The 23,353-nt window shown below is 35.7% G+C and carries 19 protein-coding genes; 13 read left to right on the plus strand and 6 right to left on the minus strand.

Annotated features, from left to right (window positions below):
• Positions 1 to 64: 64 nt before the first annotated feature.
• Together M2373_RS04295 and M2373_RS04300 are read right to left on the minus strand one after the other, a co-directional pair.
• Entirely contained in the window at positions 65 to 337 is a 273-nt protein-coding gene (locus tag M2373_RS04295) for a hypothetical protein (protein ID WP_259107914.1), read from the minus strand.
• Positions 338 to 348: 11 nt separating this feature from the next.
• Complete coding sequence (locus tag M2373_RS04300) at positions 349 to 903, minus strand: sigma-70 family RNA polymerase sigma factor (RefSeq protein ID WP_259107916.1); 555 nt, start codon at positions 901 to 903, stop codon at positions 349 to 351.
• Positions 904 to 1,375: 472 nt separating this feature from the next.
• Between M2373_RS04300 and alaS the strand changes: the two genes are divergently transcribed.
• The 7 genes from alaS (at position 1,376) to M2373_RS04335 (ending at position 12,723) form a co-directional block, all read left to right on the plus strand.
• Positions 1,376 to 3,979 (plus strand): alanine--tRNA ligase, encoded by a 2,604-nt coding sequence (gene alaS / locus M2373_RS04305; RefSeq protein ID WP_259107918.1) that lies wholly within the window; start codon positions 1,376 to 1,378, stop codon positions 3,977 to 3,979.
• A 16-nt stretch (positions 3,980 to 3,995) separates the two neighbouring features.
• On the plus strand, positions 3,996 to 4,976 hold the full coding sequence (locus M2373_RS04310; RefSeq protein ID WP_259107920.1) for a hypothetical protein: 981 nt from the start codon (positions 3,996 to 3,998) through the stop codon (positions 4,974 to 4,976).
• A gap of 172 nt (positions 4,977 to 5,148) precedes the next feature.
• Positions 5,149 to 7,605, plus strand: coding sequence for a DUF5686 family protein (locus tag M2373_RS04315; RefSeq protein WP_259107922.1), 2,457 nt, complete (start codon positions 5,149 to 5,151; stop codon positions 7,603 to 7,605).
• Positions 7,606 to 7,750: 145 nt separating this feature from the next.
• Positions 7,751 to 9,955 (plus strand): hypothetical protein, encoded by a 2,205-nt coding sequence (locus M2373_RS04320; protein ID WP_259107925.1) that lies wholly within the window; start codon positions 7,751 to 7,753, stop codon positions 9,953 to 9,955.
• 25 nt (positions 9,956 to 9,980) lie between these two features.
• Positions 9,981 to 10,217 carry a hypothetical protein gene (locus tag M2373_RS04325; protein ID WP_259107933.1) on the plus strand — a complete coding sequence of 79 codons (237 nt, stop codon included), beginning with the start codon at positions 9,981 to 9,983 and terminating at the stop codon, positions 10,215 to 10,217.
• Positions 10,218 to 10,223: 6 nt separating this feature from the next.
• On the plus strand, positions 10,224 to 11,693 hold the full coding sequence (locus M2373_RS04330; protein ID WP_259107936.1) for a M20/M25/M40 family metallo-hydrolase: 1,470 nt from the start codon (positions 10,224 to 10,226) through the stop codon (positions 11,691 to 11,693).
• A 721-nt stretch (positions 11,694 to 12,414) separates the two neighbouring features.
• Entirely contained in the window at positions 12,415 to 12,723 is a 309-nt protein-coding gene (locus tag M2373_RS04335) for a GIY-YIG nuclease family protein (RefSeq protein WP_259107938.1), read from the plus strand.
• Positions 12,724 to 13,155: 432 nt separating this feature from the next.
• Here M2373_RS04335 and M2373_RS04340 read toward each other — a convergent pair whose 3' ends face one another.
• The 3 genes from M2373_RS04340 to folP form a co-directional block, all read right to left on the minus strand.
• The gene (locus M2373_RS04340; protein WP_259107940.1) at positions 13,156 to 15,057 is read right to left on the minus strand and encodes a hypothetical protein; all 1,902 of its coding nucleotides are present in this window, start codon (positions 15,055 to 15,057) and stop codon (positions 13,156 to 13,158) included.
• A gap of 10 nt (positions 15,058 to 15,067) precedes the next feature.
• The gene (locus tag M2373_RS04345) at positions 15,068 to 16,423 is read right to left on the minus strand and encodes a glycerophosphodiester phosphodiesterase family protein (RefSeq protein ID WP_259107942.1); all 1,356 of its coding nucleotides are present in this window, start codon (positions 16,421 to 16,423) and stop codon (positions 15,068 to 15,070) included.
• A gap of 407 nt (positions 16,424 to 16,830) precedes the next feature.
• Positions 16,831 to 17,598: a dihydropteroate synthase gene (folP, locus tag M2373_RS04350; protein ID WP_259108890.1), complete on the minus strand. Its 768-nt coding sequence runs from the start codon at positions 17,596 to 17,598 to the stop codon at positions 16,831 to 16,833.
• Positions 17,599 to 17,920: 322 nt separating this feature from the next.
• On the opposite strand from folP, the gene M2373_RS04355 reads away from it, so the two are divergent.
• The 6 genes from M2373_RS04355 (at position 17,921) to M2373_RS04380 (ending at position 21,914) form a co-directional block, all read left to right on the plus strand.
• On the plus strand, positions 17,921 to 18,487 hold the full coding sequence (locus tag M2373_RS04355; RefSeq protein WP_259107944.1) for a DUF1599 domain-containing protein: 567 nt from the start codon (positions 17,921 to 17,923) through the stop codon (positions 18,485 to 18,487).
• 1 nt (position 18,488) lies between these two features.
• Entirely contained in the window at positions 18,489 to 19,601 is a 1,113-nt protein-coding gene (locus M2373_RS04360) for a BT_3928 family protein (RefSeq protein ID WP_259107946.1), read from the plus strand.
• Between the two features lie 60 nt (positions 19,602 to 19,661).
• Positions 19,662 to 20,012 (plus strand): TerB family tellurite resistance protein, encoded by a 351-nt coding sequence (locus M2373_RS04365; RefSeq protein WP_259107948.1) that lies wholly within the window; start codon positions 19,662 to 19,664, stop codon positions 20,010 to 20,012.
• Positions 20,013 to 20,070: 58 nt separating this feature from the next.
• On the plus strand, positions 20,071 to 20,475 hold the full coding sequence (locus M2373_RS04370) for a hypothetical protein (protein ID WP_259107950.1): 405 nt from the start codon (positions 20,071 to 20,073) through the stop codon (positions 20,473 to 20,475).
• Between the two features lie 15 nt (positions 20,476 to 20,490).
• Positions 20,491 to 21,249 carry a triose-phosphate isomerase gene (tpiA, locus tag M2373_RS04375; protein WP_259107953.1) on the plus strand — a complete coding sequence of 253 codons (759 nt, stop codon included), beginning with the start codon at positions 20,491 to 20,493 and terminating at the stop codon, positions 21,247 to 21,249.
• Between the two features lie 80 nt (positions 21,250 to 21,329).
• Positions 21,330 to 21,914: a hypothetical protein gene (locus M2373_RS04380; protein ID WP_259107956.1), complete on the plus strand. Its 585-nt coding sequence runs from the start codon at positions 21,330 to 21,332 to the stop codon at positions 21,912 to 21,914.
• A gap of 54 nt (positions 21,915 to 21,968) precedes the next feature.
• On the opposite strand, the gene M2373_RS04385 is transcribed toward M2373_RS04380, so the two are convergent.
• Positions 21,969 to 23,231 (minus strand): esterase-like activity of phytase family protein, encoded by a 1,263-nt coding sequence (locus M2373_RS04385; RefSeq protein ID WP_259107959.1) that lies wholly within the window; start codon positions 23,229 to 23,231, stop codon positions 21,969 to 21,971.
• Between the last annotated feature and the right edge of the window lie 122 nt (positions 23,232 to 23,353).

The following is a 23,353-nucleotide window of genomic DNA, read 5'->3' on the forward strand; positions in this document are numbered from 1 at the left end:
ATTAATACTTTGTTATTTTCAAAAGTATAGTCGGAACAATTTCAAAATCCTGACAAAGATTTTTCTAAATATCTAGATTTTTAAGCACTTTATCTTTAAACGACTGAATTTCAGAATCATTAATTTCAATTTTTTCTTCCTGGGCAAGCTTTCTTTTTAAAATATCATCTAAAATTTCCAGTTTTTCTTTGTAGGCTCTGCACCATTTGCAGATTTTAAGGTGCAGGTTGAGTTTCCAGTTCTCTCTTGGAGATATGTTTTCTGCGTTACGCTTTTCCATCAGTAAAGTTGCTTCACTGCATGGTAAAAAGATAATATGTATTAGTTTTTTTAACATTTTTCGATCCCTTATGATTTGGCAAACCAGTTAAATTCCAGACACTCCCGCAACTGCATTCGACTTCGCTGCAAAATCTTCCAAAGATTAGTCGTAGAAATATTTAATTCCTGACTCACTTCGGGTGCTTTTTTTTCTTCAAGATAATACATTTTCATCGGAATCTTCCATCTGGAGGGCAAATCTTCAATACAATCTTCCAATGTTTTATTAAAATCTCCGTCGTCGAGAAGCTCGGTTTCTTTGTTGGAAGCATCCCAATCATTAAGGACATCATCATTTCTCCACGAACCGGTTTCATCAAAAAAATGGTCTAGTTTTATTTGTGGTTCAGTTTTATATTTTTTGCGGTAAAAATCCGCAACTTTTCTGTTTAAAATAGTCATCAGCCAGGTCAGTGGCTTACTTTTTCCTTCAAATGAATCATACGACGAAAAAGCCGAAATAAATACTTCCTGAACCACATCTTCTGCCTCGGTTTTATCCGAAAGCAGATAAACCGCTCTTCTCAATAATGATTCTGAGTACTGTTCTATCCAGTTTTTGATTGTTTCGTTTTTTGTCATATTAAAACTTTATCTTTTCAGATAATCACGAATATAGTAAGTTAAACGGAAAAGTACAAAGTTTTGTTTATTATATTAAAAAACGCTCTGTTTGTCATCCTGAAAGGATCTCAACAATAGTATTAGAAAGCGAATTTAGGTCATTGCGAGAAGCGAAGCGACGAAGCAATCTCAAAAAAACAAAATTGAATTTTTCATCTTTTGACCGTTGAGATCCTTCCAGGATGAAAAACTTGATGAATGATTAATACTTCTAATTTTGAAAATAATGGCTGCAACCCTAGCCCCGATTGAAGAGAAAATCCTTTTTGAAAAAAAGATTGCAACGGAAAGCGGGAAATAGCTCCTAAAAACATATCTAATTTTAGACAAAAATCTTCTCAAAATGTCAAATATTTGACATTACATCACCCAAAAACATTAAATTTGCATCTTATCGAAAATTTGTAAAAGCAAAGCAATATATATCATTATGACATCACAAGAGATTCGTCAAAAATTTTTAGATTATTTTAAAAGTAAAGACCACCTTATCGTTCCTTCTGCACCAATTGTGCTGAAAGACGACCCTACTCTAATGTTTTCCAACTCAGGAATGACCCAGTTCAAAGATTTTTTCTTAGGCTATAAAACGCCTACCGCCCCAAGAATTGCCGATACACAGAAGTGTCTGAGAGTTTCGGGAAAGCATAATGATTTGGATGATGTAGGTAGAGATACTTATCACCACACCATGTTTGAAATGTTGGGGAACTGGTCTTTTGGTGATTATTTCAAAAAAGATGCTATTGCTTTTGCCTGGGAATTGCTGACGGAAGTGTACGGGATTCCGAAAGAAAACTTATATGTAACCATTTTTGAAGGAGATGCTTCCGAAAATTTGGAAAGAGACCAAGCTGCTTACGACTATTGGAAAGCAGTAATTTCTGAAGACAGAATCATCAACGGAAATAAAAAAGATAACTTTTGGGAAATGGGAGCAAGCGGACCTTGCGGACCTTGTTCTGAAATCCATGTTGATTTGAGAACTCCGGAAGAAAAAGCTAAAGTTTCAGGACTTGAATTAGTAAACAATGACCATCCTCAAGTTGTGGAAGTCTGGAATCTCGTTTTCATGGAATTCAACAGAAAAGCTGACGGTTCTTTGGAGAAACTTCCTGCTCAACACGTAGATACAGGAATGGGCTTCGAACGTCTTTGTATGGCGCTTCAAGGGAAATCTTCGAACTATGACACCGATGTTTTCACGCCTTTAATTGCTAAGGTTGAAGAACTTTCAGGTAAAAAATATACAGGAATTTTAGAAGACGAAAAAGATATCGCGATTCGTGTTGTGGTAGACCACATCAGAGCAGTTTCTTTTGCCATTGCAGACGGACAACTACCTTCAAACGGAGGAGCTGGATATGTAATCAGAAGAATTTTAAGAAGAGGAATTTCTTATTCTTACCGATTCTTAGATATGAAAGAACCTTTCCTTTATAAATTGGTTGCTGTTTTACAGGAACAAATGGGAGCTTTCTTCCCTGAATTGGAAAAACAAGGAACTTTGGTAACTGAAGTTATTAAAAGTGAAGAAGAGTCTTTCCTAAGAACGATTGAAACCGGATTAATCCGAGTTGATAAATTAATTCAGCAGACCATTTCGGAAGGTAAAAAAGTATTGCCAACAGAAGAAGTTTTTGAACTATATGACACTTACGGTTTCCCTGATGATTTAACGAGAATTATCGCTGAGGAAAAAGGTTTAACGATCGATGAAAAAGGTTTTGAAGTTGCTTTAAATGAACAAAAACAACGTTCTAAAGCAGATTCTGCTCAGAAAGTATACGACTGGGTAACTTTAGAAGAAAGAGAAGAAAACTTCGTGGGTTACGACCAAATCGAAGCGGAAACTTATATTACAAGATACAGAAAAGTAGAAAATAAAGACGGTGAATTTTATCAGGTTGTACTGAGCAACTCCCCTTTCTACCCTGAAGGCGGTGGACAGGTTGGTGATAAAGGTGTTCTTGAAAATGCTACCGAAAGTTTGGAAGTGTTAGAAACGAAAAAGGAAAACGGATTGATTATTTCTTTAATCAATGGACTTCCAAAAGATGCAAGCGCTCTTTTCTATGCTAAAGTAAATGCAACCGACAGAAAAAATTCTCAGGCCAATCACTCTGTAACGCACTTGTTGCACGAAGCTTTGAGAGATGTTTTAGGAACTCACGTTGAACAGAAAGGTTCATTCGTTGGTCCGGATTATCTGCGTTTCGACTTCTCTCATTTCAATAAAATGACGGAGGAAGAATTGGCATTAATTGAAGAAAAAGTAAATGCAAAAATCAAAGAAAGTATTGCATTGCAGGAATTCAGAAATATTCCGATCCAGGAAGCGATTGACAAAGGTGCGATGGCTTTGTTTGGTGAAAAATATGGTGACAGTGTGAGAATGATCCAGTTTGGAAGTTCAAAAGAACTTTGCGGGGGAACTCACGTGAAAAACACAAGTGAAATCGGTCATTTCAAAATCAATTCTGAAAGTTCTGCAGCTGCGGGAATCAGAAGGATTGAAGCGATTTCAGGAGATAAATCTGAAGAATATTTCAAAGGTTTAGAAAAACAGATTACTGAGCTTTCTCAATTGTTGAAATCTAAAGATGTTGTACGTTCTATCGAGAAATTAATCGAAGAAAATGCATCATTGAAAGCAGAAGTTGAAGCATTCAAAAAAGAAAAAGCAAAAGGCGAAATCGGTGACTGGAAAGGTGCTTATGAGCAAAAAGGTGATAAATTACTTTTAGTGAAAAGAACTTCTTTGGATTCCGGTTCAGTAAAAGACATCGTCTTCCAGTTGAAGAAAGAAATCCCGACTTCTATTACGATTATCTTGTCCGACGCAGACGGGAAACCAATGATTACTGTTGGCGTTTCTGATGATTTGGCAGGAATTTATCAGGCTGGAGCGCTTATTAAAGACTTAGCTAAAGAAATCCAAGGCGGTGGTGGTGGAAATCCAGGTTTCGCAACTGCAGGAGGAAAAAATCTTGATGGGTTGGAGAATGCTTATCAGAAGGCGTTGAATATTTAATTGTTTTTGAATGTTTTTGAAAAATTTATTTTTATTTTTTCTCACCTTTCTCTGTATAGATTTATCTGCACAGCAAATATCTTATATAGTTCCAGAGAATTATAAAAATGAATTCAATTCAAAGAATTACAAAGCGATTATCGACCGTGCACTTCTGGAAATTTCTCATCATGAAAAAGTTACTTCTTTAGAAGATGGGATTATTAAAACAGAATCAGGCTTTCAGATGGGTCTGGACAATTTACTTTATAAGTGTAAAAGCGAAAATGATGTAAATGTTTTAAATAATATTGTAAAAGAACATGTCGATAATCTTTTTAGCTCAATGGATTTATCAAAATCACTCGACTTAAAACAATTTGATAAGGTAAAACAATATTTAAGCATTCGTATTTATCCAAAAGAGTATTTTGAGCAATACATTAAACCTGAAAATTCTGTTTATAAAATAGATCTGGAAGGTACTTATACAGTATTAATGCTCGATCTGCCAACAGCATTTACAAATGTTCAACGAGGAACAATGTTTAAATTTTGGAATAAAAGCGAACAAGAAGTTTTCTCTTTGGCTCAGAAAAATATCAACAGTCAAAAAGTTAATAAGCTAACACAGGAATTTGATTTGGGAGGAACCAAAATTGAAGTAAGCTTTATTGATGACGAAACTTATGCAGGTAGTTATGCGTTAGATTTAATCAACAATTCAAAAGATTTTGTTGGTGAATTAGGTTCAGTTGTTGCTTTTCCAAATAAAGGAATTATCAATATCTGTAAAATAACAAAAGAAAAACCGCTTGATTTTGTAAAGTTTATTCAGGGTACAAAAGGTTTAGTTCAAAAATTTCATGATGAACATCCTTATCCTATTTCAACTGATTTTTTCTGGTATTATAATGGAAAGTTTAAGAAAATAGATGTGAATCAGGATATTGACGGAAAAATAAACGTTATATCACCATTAGAATTATCCAAACTTTTATTAAAGTTAAAGACTTAAAAAAATCTTAAATAAAATCCATTTTTCATATAATTGAGAATTGAGCATACTAAAAAATCGTCTGTATCTCCATGAAATACAGACGATTTTATTTTTAACAAAACATTATATTTTTCCTTGCACTTTTGTAACTTTCTTATCAATAGTTTTGTCTAACTAATAAACAAGATTAATGACCAAACTTCTATTTTCACTGTTTTTATTCTCGACAACCTTATTTTTTGGACAGATTCAGCTTAAAATAATCAATAAATCTAATAAGCAACCCATTCATAATGCAGCGGTTTATTGCGATGATGAACTTCTTGGAAAGACAGATTTTAACGGAAGTTTATCCTTCAAAACCAAATGTAAAAAAGTTGAAATTCTGGCCAGCAATTTTCAGGATGTCTTGGCTGATGTGAGAAAATCAATGGAGATTTCGATGCAACCATTGTCTGAAAAAATGGATAATATCGACAAAATTGTTATTAATGATAAAAGCGATCCACGAGCATTGAGAATTTTGGATGAACTGAATAAAAGAGCCAAAGAAAACTCACCAAAGTCTTTGGATTCTTACAATTTTAAATCTTACACTAAATTTTCTATTGATGTTGATAAAGATTCGATTGATACCTACAAAAATTTCTTAGCGGTAAGAAAAGATTCGCTTTCAAAAGTGGATAAAAAAGATCTTAAACAAACAGAAAAAGATAAAAAAGATTCTTTAACGACAGAAGATTTCATCAGTGCAACAGAGGAAAGTCAGATGTTTCTTTGGGAAAAGGCAACTGAGTACAAATATTCAAAAAGTTTTGGTGAAAAAACAAATATTATCGACAACAGAATGTCTGGTTTTAAAAATCCGATTTATGAGGCTTTGGCGATTAATATTTCAAATTTAGACAGAGTTCCGAGACAGCTTAGACCAGAAAACAGAAAGCTTTTTAACTTTTATCTTTCTGATACTTTGCAGCTTGACGGAAGAAAAACTTACGTCATTAAATTCAAAGAAATCACCGACAAAAAGAAACAAAATCCAAGAAAATTCAACGGAAAAATTTATGTTGATTCCCAAACTTATGCGTTGAAAAAGTTTGAAAGTGTCAATAAAAAACAAAACGAAGGAAATATCGTTTCCGTCTGGAAACCAATCGACGGAAAATGGTTTTTGGATTATGAAGATATCAAACTGAAAATGGGAAGCCAAAGTTTTGATACTTCAAAAAAAGACAGCTTAAAACCCGGTGAAAAGGCAAAATACAATAAAAAGAAGTTCGGAAATTATCTGTACGTGAAAAACCATTTCTTCGATTTTGATTTAAATAAAGAACAAAAAGCATCAGAATTTAAAGGCTATTCTTTGGAAATGAAAAATTCCGACGGAAGCCTTTTAGATAAATACAGAACAGACAGTTTGTCGACAAGAGAAAGCGCAACCTACACAAAAATAGACAGCTTCGTACAAAAGCATGATTTTGAGAAAAAACTAAACACTTTAACCCAATTGTTGCGTGGAAATATTCGCTACAAAATGATCGATTTTGATATTACTAAACTTTTTAGCTACGATAAATATCAAGGTGTGCGTTTGGGAGCAGGTTTGAAATTAAACGAAAAATTCAGCAAGACTTTTTCTCCTGATGGATATTTTGGGTATGGATTTAAAGATCATACTTGGAAATATGGTTTGGGTCTGGATGTAAAATTGTCAGACAAAAGAACTTCCGTTTTTAGAATCGATTATGTAGACGATGTCTTTGCTGCAGGACGATTCAACAATAATATGTGGGATATGATGATGAAAGTTTCGGATATTAATCTGGATCTTCACAACGGAACTTTTTACAAAAATCAAAAATGGGGAGCTTCGTTTTTGTATGATATTTCCAATTCATTAAGCATGAAAATCGCCGTGAATAAAGAAAAACAGCAGGCTCTTTTTGATTATCAGTACAAAAATTTAGGAAATAGTTTCGACAACACAAGCGCAACACTATCTTTAAAATTTTCTCCGAATGATAAAAATATCATGACGCCAAGTGGAAAATATACTTACGAAAAAGGTTATCCTCAAATCTTCATGAATTATGAAAAAGGCTTCGAAAATTTGGGTGGAGATTTGGATTATAACCGATTGGATGCGTTGATTATTCATCAATTCAGATCAAAATTGGGATACACCAACATCAAACTTTTTGGTGGAATTTCTTCCGGAAACGCTCCGATTTGGAAGAATTTTGAAATTGCAGGGCAAAGTGATGCGAATGTAGATAAATGGTATTCTAATATCACCACGCCTTCCAATTTAGGATTTACAACGATGCCTTCGGGAACTTTCTTCGTTGATAAATTTGTGGCATTTAAGGTTTCGCAATCGCTTCCTTTCAGATTTAAATTTTTAGGTGATCGATATTCCAGCATCGAACTCGAATATCAATCTGCAATCGGAAATATGAAAAACAGGACAGATCATCAATTCCAATTTCAGGTTTTGGATCATTATTATCAGGAAGCAGGATTTATTTGGAACAGATTTTTGGGAACAAGTTTAGGAGTCGGATTTTCTTACAGATTAGGCTATTATCAAACTTCGCAGTTTAAAGATAATTTCGGAATAAAATTCAGGTTAAATCTTTTAAATTAAAATAAATGTTTTCTAAAGCTCTCAATTTTTTTTGGAGCTTTTCCTTTATATTGAAAGATAATTCCAATTAATCTCCTTCATTAATATCAATTAACAAAACTTTTCTGTACCGATAAATATTACTAATTTTGGCGTAGTTTTTTAAATGAAAAAGGCCTTATTATTTTTATTTTTCTTGATGTATGTTTTTGGTTTCTCACAATCGAAAGTTACAAGCATTGAGGCTGTTGTCATAGAAGATAAAAGTGATCCAAGAGCCCTTGAAATCTTGAAAAAAGTCAATCAGTTATTCCGAGAAAATTCGCCTAAAACCCTCCACTCCTATTCCTATAAATCATACGAAAAAATATCTTTAGACATTGATGAAGACAGCATTTCGCAGTTCAATCAGTTTTTTGAAGACAAAACTATTTTTAAAAAAAAGAGAGAAAAAGATTCTTTAAATAATATCTCGGCGCGACAAATTTTTTCCAAAAGCAAACTGTTCCTGTGGGAAAGAGCTCAGGAGTTTTTATACTCAAAAAAATATGGCGAAAAGATCAATATTCTCGACAACAGAATTTCCGGTCTCAAGCAGCCTATTTATGAGATGATCGCCATGCAGCAAAGCAACAGAGACAAGCTTCCCAACCAACTCAAGCAGGAAAACAGAGGATTGTACCGTTTTTTCCTGACCGACACAATTGAACTGGACGGAAGAAAAAATTTCGTCATCCGTTTCCGTGAAGTTAATTACCGAAAACAGGATAAAAAAAGAAAATACAACGGTGCCATTTATATTGATACCGAAACCTACGGAATCAAGAAAATCGAAAACTTCAGCAAAGTAAAAAACGACGGTATCATCACCAGTACCTGGATATTTTACAATAACAAATGGTTTCTTTCCAATGAAACTGTAAAACTGAGAATGAGCAGAATGGCAATGGAGGAAGATCCGAAAGAAAATCCGGAAACCGAAGGTCATAAAAAAGATAAAAAGAGCTTCGGAACCTACGCTTTCCTGACTTCAAAATACTTCGATTTTCAGTCACCCATTGAAGAAGGCCGTGATTCCTTTAAAGGCTATACTTTTTCTGTAAAAAATGCTGACGGAAAAACACTTGATCAGTACAGAACCGATCCCCTCACAGAAAGAGAAAGAAATACATATACCACAATAGACAGCCTTGGAAAAATCTATAATATCGATAATAAAGCCCGTGTTTTAACAGGATTAATCAACGGACAGATCCGGACGGGAATTGTTGATTTTGCCGTAGATGAAATTGTAAACTTCAACTCGTACGAAGGCTTCAGAGTCGGTTTAAAGGCTAAGCTGAATGAAACATTCAATCCTTATTTTTCTCCGGATTATTACTTCGCATACGGATTTAAGGATGATAAATGGAAATACGGAATCGGACTGGATATAAAAACCACTCTCGATAAAAACTCTTTTTTCAGAGTTGACTACTATAATGATGTAATGGCTTCCGGAGAGTTCTACCGAAGACTCTGGAACTTCAAAATGAGAATGTCAAATTATGGGAATAACATTAATAACGACAGATATTATCACATCCGGGGTGCCTCCGTATCATATCTGAATGATGTCACAAACGGATTGACACTGGTATTCGCAGCCAGAAGAAATTTTGAAGAAGCGATGTTCGATTATCAGTTCAGGGAGAGAGGTGCTGCGTTTGAAAATTTCAATACCCTTTTCACCTTAAAATATTCTCCAAATTCCACGAATATTATGACTCCTCAGGGAAAATCTCTGATCGATCAGAAATACCCGGAGCTTTATTTTAACTATGAACAGAGTTATAAAGTTTTTGGCGGTGATTTCAATTATACGCGTTTTGATGCTCTATTTGTTCACAATTTCAAGACCATGCTGGGAACTACAGGATTCAGATTATACGGAGGAATGGTTTTCGGTGACGCTCCTATATGGAAAAATTTCACCATGAACGGGCTTGCTTCACCAAGTAAAGATTTTAATTTCAACCTTACTTCATTCCTTGGTTTTGCAACCCTGGAAGGTGGTAAATACTATAATGATAAGTTTGTAGCCTATTATTTCACCCATAAGCTTCCTTTCTATTTTAAGAGTTTCGGAAAAAATGTTTCAAGCTTTGATTTTGTACTGAGAGGAACGATAGGTGATATGAAGCATCCGGAATACCATCAGTTCAGATACCGCAAACTCGATCATCTTTATCAGGAAGTAGGTCTGGAGTGGAATAATTTCCTTTCGACTTATTTTAATTTAGGGTTATTTTACAGGGTCGGATACTATACCACTCCGAATTTTAAGCAGAACTTTGCCATTCAGTTTAAGCTGAAGCTGCTGGAGTTTTAATATGAGTAATTAAAAATAATAAATAATGAAATCGATACAAATACAGGCAGATCAGTTTTTTGAGCTTTTAAAACTAAAAGACACTTCGATGTGGGAGATTTTTGCTCAGATGATTGACGGCGAAGAGAAAGAAATTATCTTTTTAGATAAAGAAGACAAGATTCTTTTCAATTATATCTTACCTTCAAATCCTGAAAAACTGGAAGAAGACCGAAAAGAGTTTTCAAAACAGTTTGCGGATAAATTGACTAACCCTAATTAAATTTTCATGAAAAAGAAATATATCGCAGCTCTCATCGGAATATTTATTTTTGCGGTCGGAAATGCACAGTCGTACAAAAAACCACTGGTTTCCGCGATCAAAGAAACAGATCTCAGAAAGGACATGTACGAAATGGCGGCTGACCAGTTTTGGGGTCGTGAAGCCGGAACACTGGATGAGCTTAAAGTATCCATGTGGCTTGCCGATAAAGCCAAGGAAGCAGGAATGACACCTGCCGGAGATAACGGAACTTTCTTTCAGTATTTTGATATGTACAGACATCAGGTGATTCCCCAGAGTACGTTGAAAATCGGAAATCAGCAGCTTAAAATATGGAAAGACTTTCTGGTAGCCGAGCCTGTAAATGCCAATCTGGAGGCTGATATTATCTACGCAGGAAACGCAGAACCTGATGAACTGTCCAAATTAAATATTAAAGGAAAAATACTTGCCATAAACGCTTCCGATAAGAATATCGACAGAGAGATGACGCTCTTTGTAAGGAGATATCCCGGATTTGTAAGAACAAAATATTATAACAAAGCTTTGGAACTCGGAGCCAAAGGTATTATTTTTATTACCGATGATACTTCCGATAAAAGCTGGGTTGAGGTACTTCCGCAAATGACAAGAGGAAGCTATGGTGTAGAAGGCTTAAGAGAAAAGGTAACGGATAATATTCCTGTTTTGTGGATCAAGAGAGAAAATGCAGCCTGGGTAAAAAACAATCCTGCCGCTTCCCTTCACCTCATCACAGAGACCTATAAATACCCGTCCGTAAATGTAATCGGAAAAATAGAAGGTACAGATCCCAAGCTCAGGAATGAATATGTATTATTAAGCGGACATCAGGATCACGACGGTATCAGACATCCTGTAAAAAATGATACCATTTACAACGGAGCGGATGATAATACAAGCACCTGTGTAGCAATGCTGGCTATGGCAAGAGCTTACAAAAAACAACCCGGCAAGAGAAGCATCCTGTTTGTTTTTCATGGTGCTGAAGAAAGAGGTTTGTTAGGTTCGAGATGGCATGCTGCTCACCCTGTAGTTCCGAAAGAAAATATTGTTGCCGTTTTAAACGGAGATATGATCGGAAGAAATGATAATAATGAAGCCGCTCTTTTAGGAGGAAATGCGCCCCATAAAAACTCTGAAGAACTGGTAAAAATGGCTGAAGATGCCAATAATGAGAGTACTAAATTCACGTATCTTAAAGATTGGGACTCTCCGAACCATGCTGAATACTTCTACTTCCGAAGTGACCATCTTCCGTATGCAAAAGCCGGAATTCCTGCGATATTTTTCACCAGCGTACTACACGATCAATACCACACGCCACAGGATGAGTCTGAAAACATCAATTATAAAAAGCTCTATAAAATGACCGAATGGATGTACAGAACTTCATGGAAAGTAGCCAACGAAACTGCACGTCCGAAAGTCATTTCTAATTTTACTCTGGAAAGATAGATAGGTTGGCTTTATCGTGATAATGTGTATTACGATTAACTTTCTAATTTACAATCCACCATCACAACTCTGTCATGCTGAGGCTCTCGAAACATTCATGAGAAAAAGGACTGATGATAAATCTATTCCGTAAGCTCAACAACCCTTCGAGTGCCTCAGGGTGACAACGCGAATTATGACCGTTATTGTGATAATGTGAATTATGACTATCCTTTTTAATTTACAAACCATCATCGAAACTCTGTCATGCTGAGGCTCTCGAAGCATTCATGAGAAAAAAAGTGATGATAAATCTACTCCGTAAGCTCAACAACCCTTCGAGTACCTCAGGGTGACAGCGCGAATACTAGCTGTTATAATGATAATGCGAATTATGACTACCCTTTTTAATTTACAACTCGTCATTATAACTCTGTCATGCTGAGGCTCTCGAAGCATCCGTAAAAAAAGAACTGATGATTAATCTATTCCGTAAGCTCAACAACCCTTCGAGTACCTCAGGGTGACAGCGCGAATACTAGCTGTTATAATGATAATGTGAATTATGACTATCCTTTTTAATTTACAAACTACCATCACAACTCTGTCATGCTGAGGCTCTCGAAGCATCCGTGAGAAAAAGAAGTGACGATAAATCTATTCCGTAAGCTCAACGACCCTTCGAGAGCCTCAGGGTGACAGTTTTAATTAATTTTAATAGATTTGTGAAAACTCACAAATAATGAATCAATATTATGTTTACATATTGAAATGTTCCGATAATTCCTATTATACCGGCGTTACAAATCATCTTAATCTAAGATTTCAACAACATCAGCAAGGCTCTGAACCGTCATCATACACTTTCCAGCGCAGACCCGTGGAATTGGTTTTCCATACTGAATTCAATGAGATTGAACAGGCTATCGCTTTTGAAAAGCAAGTGAAAGGATGGAGCAGGAAGAAGAAAGAAGCCATCATCAATGATCAATGGGAAAAACTACCTGATCTTTCTAAAAGGAAAAAGGACTCTTCGGCAGGCTCAGAGTAATTGCTATATTTCAATTTACAAACCATCATCGAAACTCTGTCATGCTGAGGCTCTAGAAGCATCCGTGAGGAAAAGGACTGATGATAAATCCTTTTCGTAAGCTCAACAACCCTTCGAGTGCCTCAGGGTGACAGCGCGAATACTAGCTGTTATAATGATAATGTGAATTATGACTATCCTTTTTAATTTACAAACCATCATCGAAACTCTGTCATGCTGAGGCTCTCGAAGCATCCGTGAGAAAAAAAACTGATGATAAATCCTTTTCGTAAGCTCAACAACCCTTCGAGTGCCTCAGGGTGACAATTCTAATTTAAGAATAAAAAGGGTAAGAAAGGGCAGCAACCAATCGCTTAATTCCTTTCTTATGTACACAAATTCAGTCTGTCGGAAATTCCAACAGACTGATAATAAGGTTAAGATTAAAAAAAATTATTCTACTTTATGAATACTCCAAAGAAGTTTATCGGGTATAGAACCATCTGCATTTAATGCATTATTTTGGTAATTTTGTTCTATATCCGGTTGCCCATTTGCTCTGGCTCCTATAAACAATCCGTTAAAAATATTGTTGTTCCTAAAACTAGTATTTTGGTGCATAATGTACAAAGGCTTTCCGTTGACATCATCCTTTACATACATCCAATGAAATCCACAACCATAAGTAATATCTTTTTTCATTAGAGCATTTCCCTCATAAGCATTTCCACAGTTGTTATAAAAGCTCAATGCCCCACTGTCTCCTGGTTCATTAAACTCATAAGAATACACTCTAAAACCTGTAAAGGCTGCCTGAGAAGTTTGAGTCATTATCCTGCCATAGTAATCACTCCATCCAACACCCATAAACTCAGGAAGAGCACTTGACTTTGCGCTGATGTATTCACCCTCCGGTTTAAAAGCATGATTACGGAGATTTACGAGACCGGCATGTTTTCTTCCCGATCCTCTGTCAATCTTAAAAGCAGCAGTAACAGTAAAAAGCTCAAAAACATGATCTGCTTCATTATAGAATGCTAAATACGGAATTCCTCCACTCATATAAGTAGCAAGGTACTTTTGAGAATAATCATTAAATAATCTGAATTGTCCAGATTTATTCTCATTAGAAAACACATTAAACATTACGGAAGGATCACTGACATCCCTTTTATACTGAAGAGGATCATAAGTATCATCCACAGAACCAGTTCTCATATAAGCATATGAGCTACTGCTAGGATGCATAACTCCTCCCATTTTAGCATTGATAAATTTGTAATTCTGAAAGGAAGAACTAGATCTCTTAATAACCATAAAACGATCTGTCGAAAAAGGATAACTTTTACTAAGATAATCCAGGACAATAAATTCCTCATTAATAGGTACACCTGTATCCTGCTTAGACTGTAATGTCCAATAATAATTAGAATAATTATTTTGGCCAACATCTCTTTTCCCACTAATTGCATAAGAGACTCCTTCATATAAAGGAGATTGTAAGTAATAGTTGTTCAATACTTCCTGGGGAGATAGCACTTTAGCAGCATAATTACCTTTTTGAAAAAACATCAGATCATCCACTCCACTTGCTTTAACATCATTACTCCCCGGCCATCCGCCCCATAAAACCAGGGCATTTCCGTTAGGACTTATTTTTTCAAAAGGATAAGCATAAAATGAACGGCAGTACAATCTTCCACCCGGTCTCGAGAAATATATTTTTGTTCGTTTTCCATTAGCCGTATCTTCTGAAGTAATACAGAAGAACAGGTATCCTGCAGTTTCAACTCCCGGATTCGAACCATCACCCGAACCATAATTTATCGGGTAATCCACTTTAATAACAGGAACCAATCGATTCCCACCATCTTTATGAGGGCGATTGGCATAGATCACTATTTGCTTATTTTCGATCTTCGCTATCATCTGAATACCACCGTGTTCTGTTTCCCGTATCGAAAAAAGAATTCCGTTTTTAGTTCCATTATATACTTCTTCTGAATATCGGGCCCAGAATGACATATTAACGACTTTGTTAGAGATCATTTCATGAAACTGCCCAAAAGGTGTTTCCACATACCCATTATCTCCGTTCATAGCAAGTGCTTCGCCGTTGTTTTCAAACCGATCCGGAGCCGAAGCTTCATAGGCAGAAATCATTTTTAATTTGTCAGAAGGACTTTTATTGATAAACTCATTCAAGAGATCCCCACTTCTCATAGGGTAATAATGACTTGGAATAACAGATATTAATTTCTGATCCAAATTATCAAAAAAAACTTCCTGCGCGTGATAAAGACTGTTACTTATTGCAAACAGGATGAGTAATATTGTTTTTATATATGTTTTCATAATTTTGTTATTAGTTGGTAGATCTTTTTCCAATTAAGCTTAAATAGGTTGCCAATGTTTCGGGATCATCTGTAATAATATATCCGTTGGCACCTCTTGTATAATTATTAAAACCTCGTGGATCCAGAAGGTAATTCCAGTCACCCCGCGAGTCATCACCGTCGTTACAGCATTGGTTGACATTGACATTCCCCATATAGCGTCCTTTATAATTATCCGGGTAGGTATTGAAAACATGTACCCTTACCGTCCCTTTGATTCTTATCTGGGTAACAACATCCAAAAGTTTTGGCGCATCGGCATTTTTACGATATCCCAGTTCATAACCTTTTGCTAAAGGCGGACTGCTGTTTTCCCATTCGTTATATGCACCCATAGGATCGCCAGTATGTCCGGGATTGGCCATTCCGATCATGGGAAAGAAAATAACTTTAGATTTCATTTCAGCCGGCAATGGATTATAATACTGGTTGCTATAATCAAGAGGGTTAATACTGGCTGTTTTAAAAATAACACAGTCAAACGCATCTTCCTCCTTCACAATGTCCCAGGTTGCTCTGAAAACATTCATGTCCCCAATGTCAAGATTGATTAAAGAACTGGTGGAATTTTTAAAATACCTGAGAACATCTCTGAATTTAGGCACTTTTCTGTCGGTATATTCAAAATCAGCATTTCTCAATGTAAGGGTACTTACCTGATCCCATGTATAATAGTCATAATTGCCATATTTTTTCTGATCAGCAGACGATCCGCCGACTCCCGGAAATTTATCCAGAAAATCAGTTGTTCTCTGCAGATAATCATCATGCATCACATATACCTCTCCATCAGAAGATTTTTTTATATCTAACTCGACAATATCCGCTCTGTTTCCCGACACAACAGCCTCAATCCCATCCTGGGAGTTTTCAGGCTCCAGACCACCGTTATATTGCGCACGGTGTGAGGCAGTAATGATAAAATCAGGCATATACTTAGCCTCAGTAAGTGCTCTGATAAGCTGAGGTCTCGTTAATGCAGCGGTTGTCATTTTAGAATTTGAAGCTGAGGTCTGAGCATTACCAATCTGTAGCTGGTCATTACTCTGATTGGAAGTCGGTTTTGATACCGCTTGTTCTTTAGGGTTTTCTTTTAAGTCTGAATGGTTCTGAGTACTTATCCCTGAAGCACTTTCCATAGGTTTCGGCCGTTCATCCGGCTTCCCCAGCGGCTCTGATTTTGGGAGATTATCCGTTTTTTCAGGATGCTCTTTAGCCGGCGGAGACAGCGTGTCCTGTGCAGACTGTGGTCTTTCCTTTACCTGACCGTGTATATGCGAAATACACGTTACAAAAAGGATTGAAACTAAAAGTAGTTTTTTCATAATTGTACATATTTGATGATTAATACATCTCAAATATATATAAATTAAACCCTCATATTCTCATTAAAAAAAGACAAAAATAAAAATAAACACAATAATATTTAAATATTATTAATAATTACACAAAAATGATGATATTATTGAATTAATATCATTTAACACAATAATAAATCAATATAAAACTGTTAATCTTCACAAAAAAGTGAAATAAATAACATTTTAATTAAAATCCAACTGATAATAATGTAAAAACATCCATTTTATTCAAACTAAAGTGATTTATATATAAAATCCACTGTTCGAATAGATATGCTTTTTTTGGTTTTGAGGATTCAAAACCAAAAAAAGATGAAAAGTTCTCCCTTCATCTTATTATCAACTGCTGAAATTTGAATATTTATAAAATTTTATTCAAGATAAAAGCCTTCAATTGTTTTTTTGGCTTCGGCAACATCATGTACTCTTAAGATTTTTGCTCCTTGTTTCAAAACTTTTGTGTGCAATTTCTGCGTTTCTTCGGTTATGTCCAATGGGGATTTCCCGAGTGGTTTATAGATAAATGATTTTCTTGAAATACCGATTAACAAAGGAAATCTTCCAAAGCCTAAAAACTCAACCTCATCAATCATTTTCATTTGATCTTCTACCGTTTTCCCGAATCCAAAACCGGGATCAAGAATAATATCATGAACCCCTTTTTTTAAAAGCTCATTGGTCTTTTCAGAAAAATAGCGGTTCACAGAAAGGGTGATATCTGTAAAGTTTATTTTGTCGTGCATCGTTTCATAAGAAGGATTCACATGCATTAAGATATAAGGAAGCCTGGTTTCTGCAGCTGCATCAAACATATTTTTATCATACTGCCCGCCAGAAATATCATTGATAATATCCATCCCTTCATTATATCCAAATTTTACGGTTTCTGCATAAAAAGTATCCACTGAAATCAATGTTTCCGGAAATTCTTTCCTGATATTCGAAATCATAGATCCTATCCTTCTTATTTCTTCATCAGCAGTCAAAAATTCGGCATTCGGGCGGGTAGACTGAGGACCGATATCAATAATCTCTGCACCTTCTTTCAAAAGTTTTTCAGCCTGATCCAGAGCCGCTTTTTCATTGTTAAACTTTCCACCATCAGAAAAAGAATCAGGAGTAAGATTCAGAATTCCCATAATTTTTGGTTCAGATAAATCTACCAGTCTTCCGTTGCAGTTGATTGAATAGGAATGAGAATTGACATTTGAAAGTAGAGGATTCGTTTTGGACATTCGAAATTAGTATTTACGTTTTGCAAAATTAGTAATTGATAAATAAATTGATCCAGTTTTGTACCGACAATATTGAAAACATTAAATACTCAACATCCCTTTCGTCCTGAACCCTCACTTTTAAACTCTCCGAACCTGAAATTCTCTGAATTTATCAACCAAAACCACTGTTTTTAAACCTAAAAACTAAAACCTATTTTGTATATTTGAAAGTTTAAGAGAATTTATGTCAAAAACATCAGTACAGTTCGAGAAAATTATCAGTGAGTGCCGTGAATTATTCAGCAAAAAGCTACAGGATTACGGTCCTGCATGGCGGGTTTTAAGACCTAGTTCTATTACAGATCAGATTTACATTAAGGTCAACAGAATCCGTACGCTGCAGATGACTGATAAAAAAATGGTGGATGAGAGTGAAGAAGGCGAATTCATCGCTGTGGTGAACTACTCTATTATCGGACTGATTCAGCTTGAGAAAGGATTTTCCAATGATTTTAACGAAAATAAAGAGGAAATCATGAAGCTTTATGATCAATATTCTCATGAAGCCAAAGCACTGATGGAAAGGAAAAACCACGACTACGGTGAAGCCTGGAGAGATATGAGAATTTCTTCGATCACCGATCTTATTTATCAGAAAGTCTTGCGAACCAAACAAATTGAAGATAACCAAGGGGTTACCATTGTATCGGAAGGTCTGGATGCCAACTATTTTGATATGCTCAACTATGCCGTTTTCTGCTTAATAAAATTCTCAGAAAAAGAAAACAATTCACATTCCAAAACTAATTAATATGATCAAAGGTTTATTACGTTTCGTTATTGCTGTTATATTCATCCTTTCCGGTTTTGTGAAAGCTGTGGATCTGGTCGGTTTTTCATTCAAAATGGAAGAATATTTTTCGCCTCCGGTTTTCAATATGCCGTTTCTGGAAAAATTTGCACTTCTTTTTTCAATCATCGTAGTGGTTTTGGAGCTCGTGCTGGGATTTATGCTTTTGATAAAGCTGAAGCTTAAATTTACTCTTTCAGCATTAATTGCACTTTGTATATTCTTTGGTTTCCTTACGTTTTATTCGGCCTATTACAATGTGGTAACAGATTGTGGATGTTTTGGAGATGCCATTAAATTTACCCCTTGGCAGAGCTTTGTGAAAGATGTGGTACTGTTGATTGGATTAATCGCTGTATTCATCCTTTACAGAAATGATTTTAAGAAGAAAGATGCCTATACTTTTGACAGCAGAAAAAATTCTTCGGATAAGTTTAAATATTTCGTTTTGGGACTGTTCTCTCTGGGAATGATTTATATTATGGCCCAAGGGATTATGCATGAACCGATGATTGATTTCCGTGATTATAAAATAGGAACCGATTTAAGAGCCGAAAAAGCTAAAATCAATAAAAATCCGTCTGAATATAAAACGTTTTATTCTCTTAAAAATCAGAAAACAGGAGAAGTAAAAAAAGTAAATCAGGATGATTATATCAAAAAAACAGAATACTGGGCAGAAGGTTCTCCATGGAAAATCGAAGACGGAAAAAATGAATCTGTATTAGTAAAAGAAGGTTATAAATCTGAAATTGTAAAATTCAAAATTGAAGATCCTACCGGTCTTGAAGCTACCAATGAAGTGATCAACGCACCAAAAGCCATTCTCGTATTTTCATATCATCCGAAAGATATTTCGCCTGAGCTGCTTCAACAGGTTGAGGCCAAAGTAAAAGCTGAAAAACCGAATGTCGTATATGGCGTTTCTACAGATCCCAATACTTTTAAAACCATTAAAAATATGATGATGGACGGGACTGCCATAAAAACCATCGCAAGAAGTAACCCTTTCGTTTTAGTTTTACAAAACGGAAAAATTGTGAATAAGCAACCTGCAAAAGACTATGTAAAATAGGGAATTACCTGCTTAATCCTGATCAAGAAACAAAAACTTTAAACACTAAACATCTCAACAATGCAAAAATCAAATAAATCAATTGCCGGTTATCACTTATTAATGATCCTTTCTTCCGTAGACGGAGAATTTGTACCTGAAGAAGGAATGGTTATTCAACAATATCTTGCAGATGAATTTCCTTTTAAAATGGATTTGGACAACGAACTTGAAACCATCGCTCTGCTTCAGCCGGAAGAATGGAAGGGACATTTTGAATTCCACGCTAACTGTTTCCATGATGACTCTACGGAAGAAGAGCGTGTAAGTTTTGCTCAGTTTGCCAAAACACTGATAAAAGCTGATAATAAAGTGACTGATGAAGAGCACAATTACTATAAGCACTTGAAGAGTCTTTGGAATCTGGGCTAAGATAAAAAAACAAAAAAATTAAGGAATCTAAAAACACAAAGAATTACAAAATAGACTAATGAAACAGTTTTTTATTTTATCACTCCTATTAATGGGAATAGGGATAACAGCTCAAGAAAAAGAATACGACAAAAAAATCATAGGTTGCTATAAAGGCTCCGAACAAAACCAACAGATTGACGGGCTTTCCAAATACTGGGTTTCGTGCCGGTTAGAAAAAGGAAAAAGCATTTTGATGTTTGTTGCTATCGATAAAGATGGCAGCGTACGCCAGGAAACTGAAAATGGCCAATGGTGGACGAAAGATGGCAAATACTATGAACTTCACAATTATGATAACGTTACAGATGTATACAATTATGAAGTTTTAGGCAGTGGTGATGTCAAGTTTCAGTCGATAGAATTATTAGGTAAAAAAGACAATACCTACACCTTTATTGATACTAAAATAGAAGAAGATTAAATAAATCAAAAAATTATGAGAAGAAAAATCGTTGCAGGAAACTGGAAAATGAACAAAAATGTAATTGATGCTCAACAATTGATGATTCAGTTACTAAGCTATAAAAACAATAATGCAACCAACTGTGAGGTTTGGATCGCTCCCCCATCTTTATATCTGATGATGGCTAAAGACATCTTCGAAAAAGACGAAATCGGAGTATTTTCACAGGATATGAGCGAACACGAAAGCGGAGCTTATACTGGTGAACTTTCTGCAGATATGCTGGAATCTATTGACGCAACAGGATCTCTTATCGGACATTCTGAAAGAAGACAATATCACGGTGAAACAGATTCTCACTGCAACAGAAAAGTAAAACTGGCTTTAGATAAAGGATTGATCCCTGTTTACTGTAATGGTGAAACATTGGAACAGAGAAAAGCAGGACAGCATTTTGATGTAGTGAAAAATCAGACTGAAGTTGCTCTTTTCACGCTTTCTGCAGAAGAAATCAAAAAAGTAGTTATCGCTTATGAACCTGTTTGGGCTATCGGAACCGGAGAAACGGCCACTCCTGAGCAGGCTCAGGAAATCCACGCTCATATCAGAAGCATTATTGCTGCAAAATACGGACAGGAAGTTGCTGATGAGGTTTCTATCCTTTACGGAGGTTCTGTAAAACCGGACAATGCAAAAGAAATTTTCTCTCAGCCTGACATCGACGGAGGTCTGATTGGCGGAGCTGCTTTGAAACTTGAAGATTTCTCTAAAATTATTGAAGGTTTTAACTAAAAAGAATTTTCTTAAACAATATATAACGTGCTCACAGGCACGTTATTTTTTTATATTTACAAAAACTAATTTCTATTGAAATGAAAAAACTAATCATCTCATTTTGTTTTTTATTGTTTACAGTAGGTTTTGCGCAAAATTCTAATTTTAAACAAGACTACAATTCTCTGATAACCTATCTTGAAAAAGAAAACTGGACAGAATCTGAGCAGCTCTCTCAAAAGCTTTTACAATTGGCTGAAGCAGCTCCCAATATGCAAAATGAAAAGATGGTCTTAAGATATATGTACTTATATTCAAACGTAGGACTATTGAACGAAAATAAGATCTCAAAAGAGGAAGCTTTAAAGAAAGTTCAGTTTTTACAGGGAAAAGAAATGATAATGCCATCCCACCCGTTTAAACAAAACTGTTATAATAATTGCACCAGCCTTAAAGATGATGATAAAAACACCTTTTTCACAGGAGTTAACAATAAAAAAATTACTCAAATTTTAAGTTTTGAGTATGTCCATATCCCTAATGGTATAAAAGAAAGCGCAGAGGAACTGGAAGGGAAAATCATCCGCCTGAAAGGAATACTAAAGGAAATAACCGTTGAAGGAAATCTGCTTCCAAGATATAAACTGAGATTTTCAGAAGGTGAATATAAAGTTCGAAACTGAAAATAAATAAAAACTACGGCATCGGAGATGCCGCAGTTTTCGTTAAAAATCTAATTATTGAATATCGACTATGTACATAGTACCTTTATCCTGTTTTCCGGTTTTAGGAAGAATTTTTGTCTTCGGGTTTCCGTTTCCGTCGTCAGCCACTCCAAAATCATCATCATTGAAAACCGCAAGTTTATTATTTCCTAAATAAACGATCCCTTCAAATTTATCATGCTCATACCCTAGTTTTGCCACCAGATCAACTGCCAAAGTTTTTGTAACAGCTTTGTATCCTGCCGCAGTAATTTCGTTCCATGTAGACTGCTCAAGAGTTTTCCCGTTGATTTTCAATCCGTCAACAGCTGACAGATCCGTCCCGGAAACATCAGAAGCTCCGGAAAGACTGATTCTGTAGACTTTTTTAAGTCCGCCAAGAGAACCGAAGTTCCCATCTCTTTCGATCACTAAAAATTCGGTATTGCTGATAGGTGTTATATCACAAACAGAATCCGAAGCTCCTCCATCCTGTTTATATAAATATTGTTTTGTTTGTCCTGTTGCCAGATCAAAAGTTACAATTCTCGTTAATGTTGTATTGGTAGCCAAGGCTTTTGTAGGAACATACATCGTAGACTGCATCGTCCCCACGAGCATTTTCCCGTCCGGGGTCATACACATTCCTTCCATTCCCCTATTGGGTCTTCTCTTTGCAAAAACAGCAGGCAGTTTTCTGGTTCCCGTATTTACTCCAATCGGGCTTATTCTTTCCAATTCAACACCTTCGGCATTATAATGTACGATATGAGGTCCATATTCATCAGAAACCCAAAAAGTTCCGTCTGCCGCAGCAACAATACTTTCGCTGTCGAGTCCGTAATTATCCGTTCCTAAAACACTTCCGTCAGCTGCATATGCAGTTTCACCCGTACTTCCCATCCCTACAGGGTTTGGAAGGCCTGTGATCGGCTGACCTGAAGGGTTTTTAAGTTTAATATATTTAATCACTTCAATATTCCCTTCGGCATTTATTTTAAAATGCATAATAGTCGGGGTAAAACTCGGAACAAGGATTTTTATTCCATTCTGATACGCAACATTGGGACCGCGGTCTGTAATCACATAAAATTCACCTTTTTGAGTGGGATGAGCCGTTGCTCCGGACCCGAAGCCTCCGTTAATAACATTTACTCCGTTCAAAGTCATTAAAGTAGAAAAAGGAAATTCCTGGGGAAGCTTGGAATAATTAATATCCTGGTTATTTACGTTATCATCATTATTACAAGCAGTCAAAGCTATGAAAGCAAGTATAGGTAATAAGATTTTTTTCATATTCACTTTTATGGCTGCGAAAGTAAATATTGAATGTAAACTGATCTTGAATAGAATATTAATTTTAAAACAAATAGAGAAAAGCCAGAAATACAGAAACCTGAAGTTTTTAGATCATTGAG

It is taken from the genome of Chryseobacterium sp. JUb7 (assembly GCF_024806495.1).
Taxonomy (GTDB): Bacteria; Bacteroidota; Bacteroidia; order Flavobacteriales; family Weeksellaceae; genus Chryseobacterium.

Bases quoted from the DNA above. Each gene is read 5' to 3' on its own strand.
- M2373_RS04295 (WP_259107914.1), bottom strand. From the start codon at position 337: ATGTTAAAAAAACTAATACATATTATCTTTTTACCATGCAGTGAAGCA.
- M2373_RS04325 (WP_259107933.1), top strand. From the start codon at position 9,981: ATGAAATCGATACAAATACAGGCAGATCAGTTTTTTGAGCTTTTAAAA.
- folP (WP_259108890.1), bottom strand. From the start codon at position 17,598: ATGGGAATTCTGAATCTTACTCCTGATTCTTTTTCTGATGGTGGAAAG.
- M2373_RS04320 (WP_259107925.1), top strand. From the start codon at position 7,751: ATGAAAAAGGCCTTATTATTTTTATTTTTCTTGATGTATGTTTTTGGT.
- M2373_RS04300 (WP_259107916.1), bottom strand. From the start codon at position 903: ATGACAAAAAACGAAACAATCAAAAACTGGATAGAACAGTACTCAGAA.
- M2373_RS04365 (WP_259107948.1), top strand. From the start codon at position 19,662: ATGCAAAAATCAAATAAATCAATTGCCGGTTATCACTTATTAATGATC.
- alaS (WP_259107918.1), top strand. From the start codon at position 1,376: ATGACATCACAAGAGATTCGTCAAAAATTTTTAGATTATTTTAAAAGT.
- M2373_RS04345 (WP_259107942.1), bottom strand. From the start codon at position 16,423: ATGAAAAAACTACTTTTAGTTTCAATCCTTTTTGTAACGTGTATTTCG.
- M2373_RS04355 (WP_259107944.1), top strand. From the start codon at position 17,921: ATGTCAAAAACATCAGTACAGTTCGAGAAAATTATCAGTGAGTGCCGT.
- M2373_RS04315 (WP_259107922.1), top strand. From the start codon at position 5,149: ATGACCAAACTTCTATTTTCACTGTTTTTATTCTCGACAACCTTATTT.
- M2373_RS04370 (WP_259107950.1), top strand. From the start codon at position 20,071: ATGAAACAGTTTTTTATTTTATCACTCCTATTAATGGGAATAGGGATA.
- M2373_RS04385 (WP_259107959.1), bottom strand. From the start codon at position 23,231: ATGAAAAAAATCTTATTACCTATACTTGCTTTCATAGCTTTGACTGCT.
- M2373_RS04360 (WP_259107946.1), top strand. From the start codon at position 18,489: ATGATCAAAGGTTTATTACGTTTCGTTATTGCTGTTATATTCATCCTT.
- M2373_RS04340 (WP_259107940.1), bottom strand. From the start codon at position 15,057: ATGAAAACATATATAAAAACAATATTACTCATCCTGTTTGCAATAAGT.
- M2373_RS04380 (WP_259107956.1), top strand. From the start codon at position 21,330: ATGAAAAAACTAATCATCTCATTTTGTTTTTTATTGTTTACAGTAGGT.
- M2373_RS04335 (WP_259107938.1), top strand. From the start codon at position 12,415: ATGAATCAATATTATGTTTACATATTGAAATGTTCCGATAATTCCTAT.
- tpiA (WP_259107953.1), top strand. From the start codon at position 20,491: ATGAGAAGAAAAATCGTTGCAGGAAACTGGAAAATGAACAAAAATGTA.
- M2373_RS04330 (WP_259107936.1), top strand. From the start codon at position 10,224: ATGAAAAAGAAATATATCGCAGCTCTCATCGGAATATTTATTTTTGCG.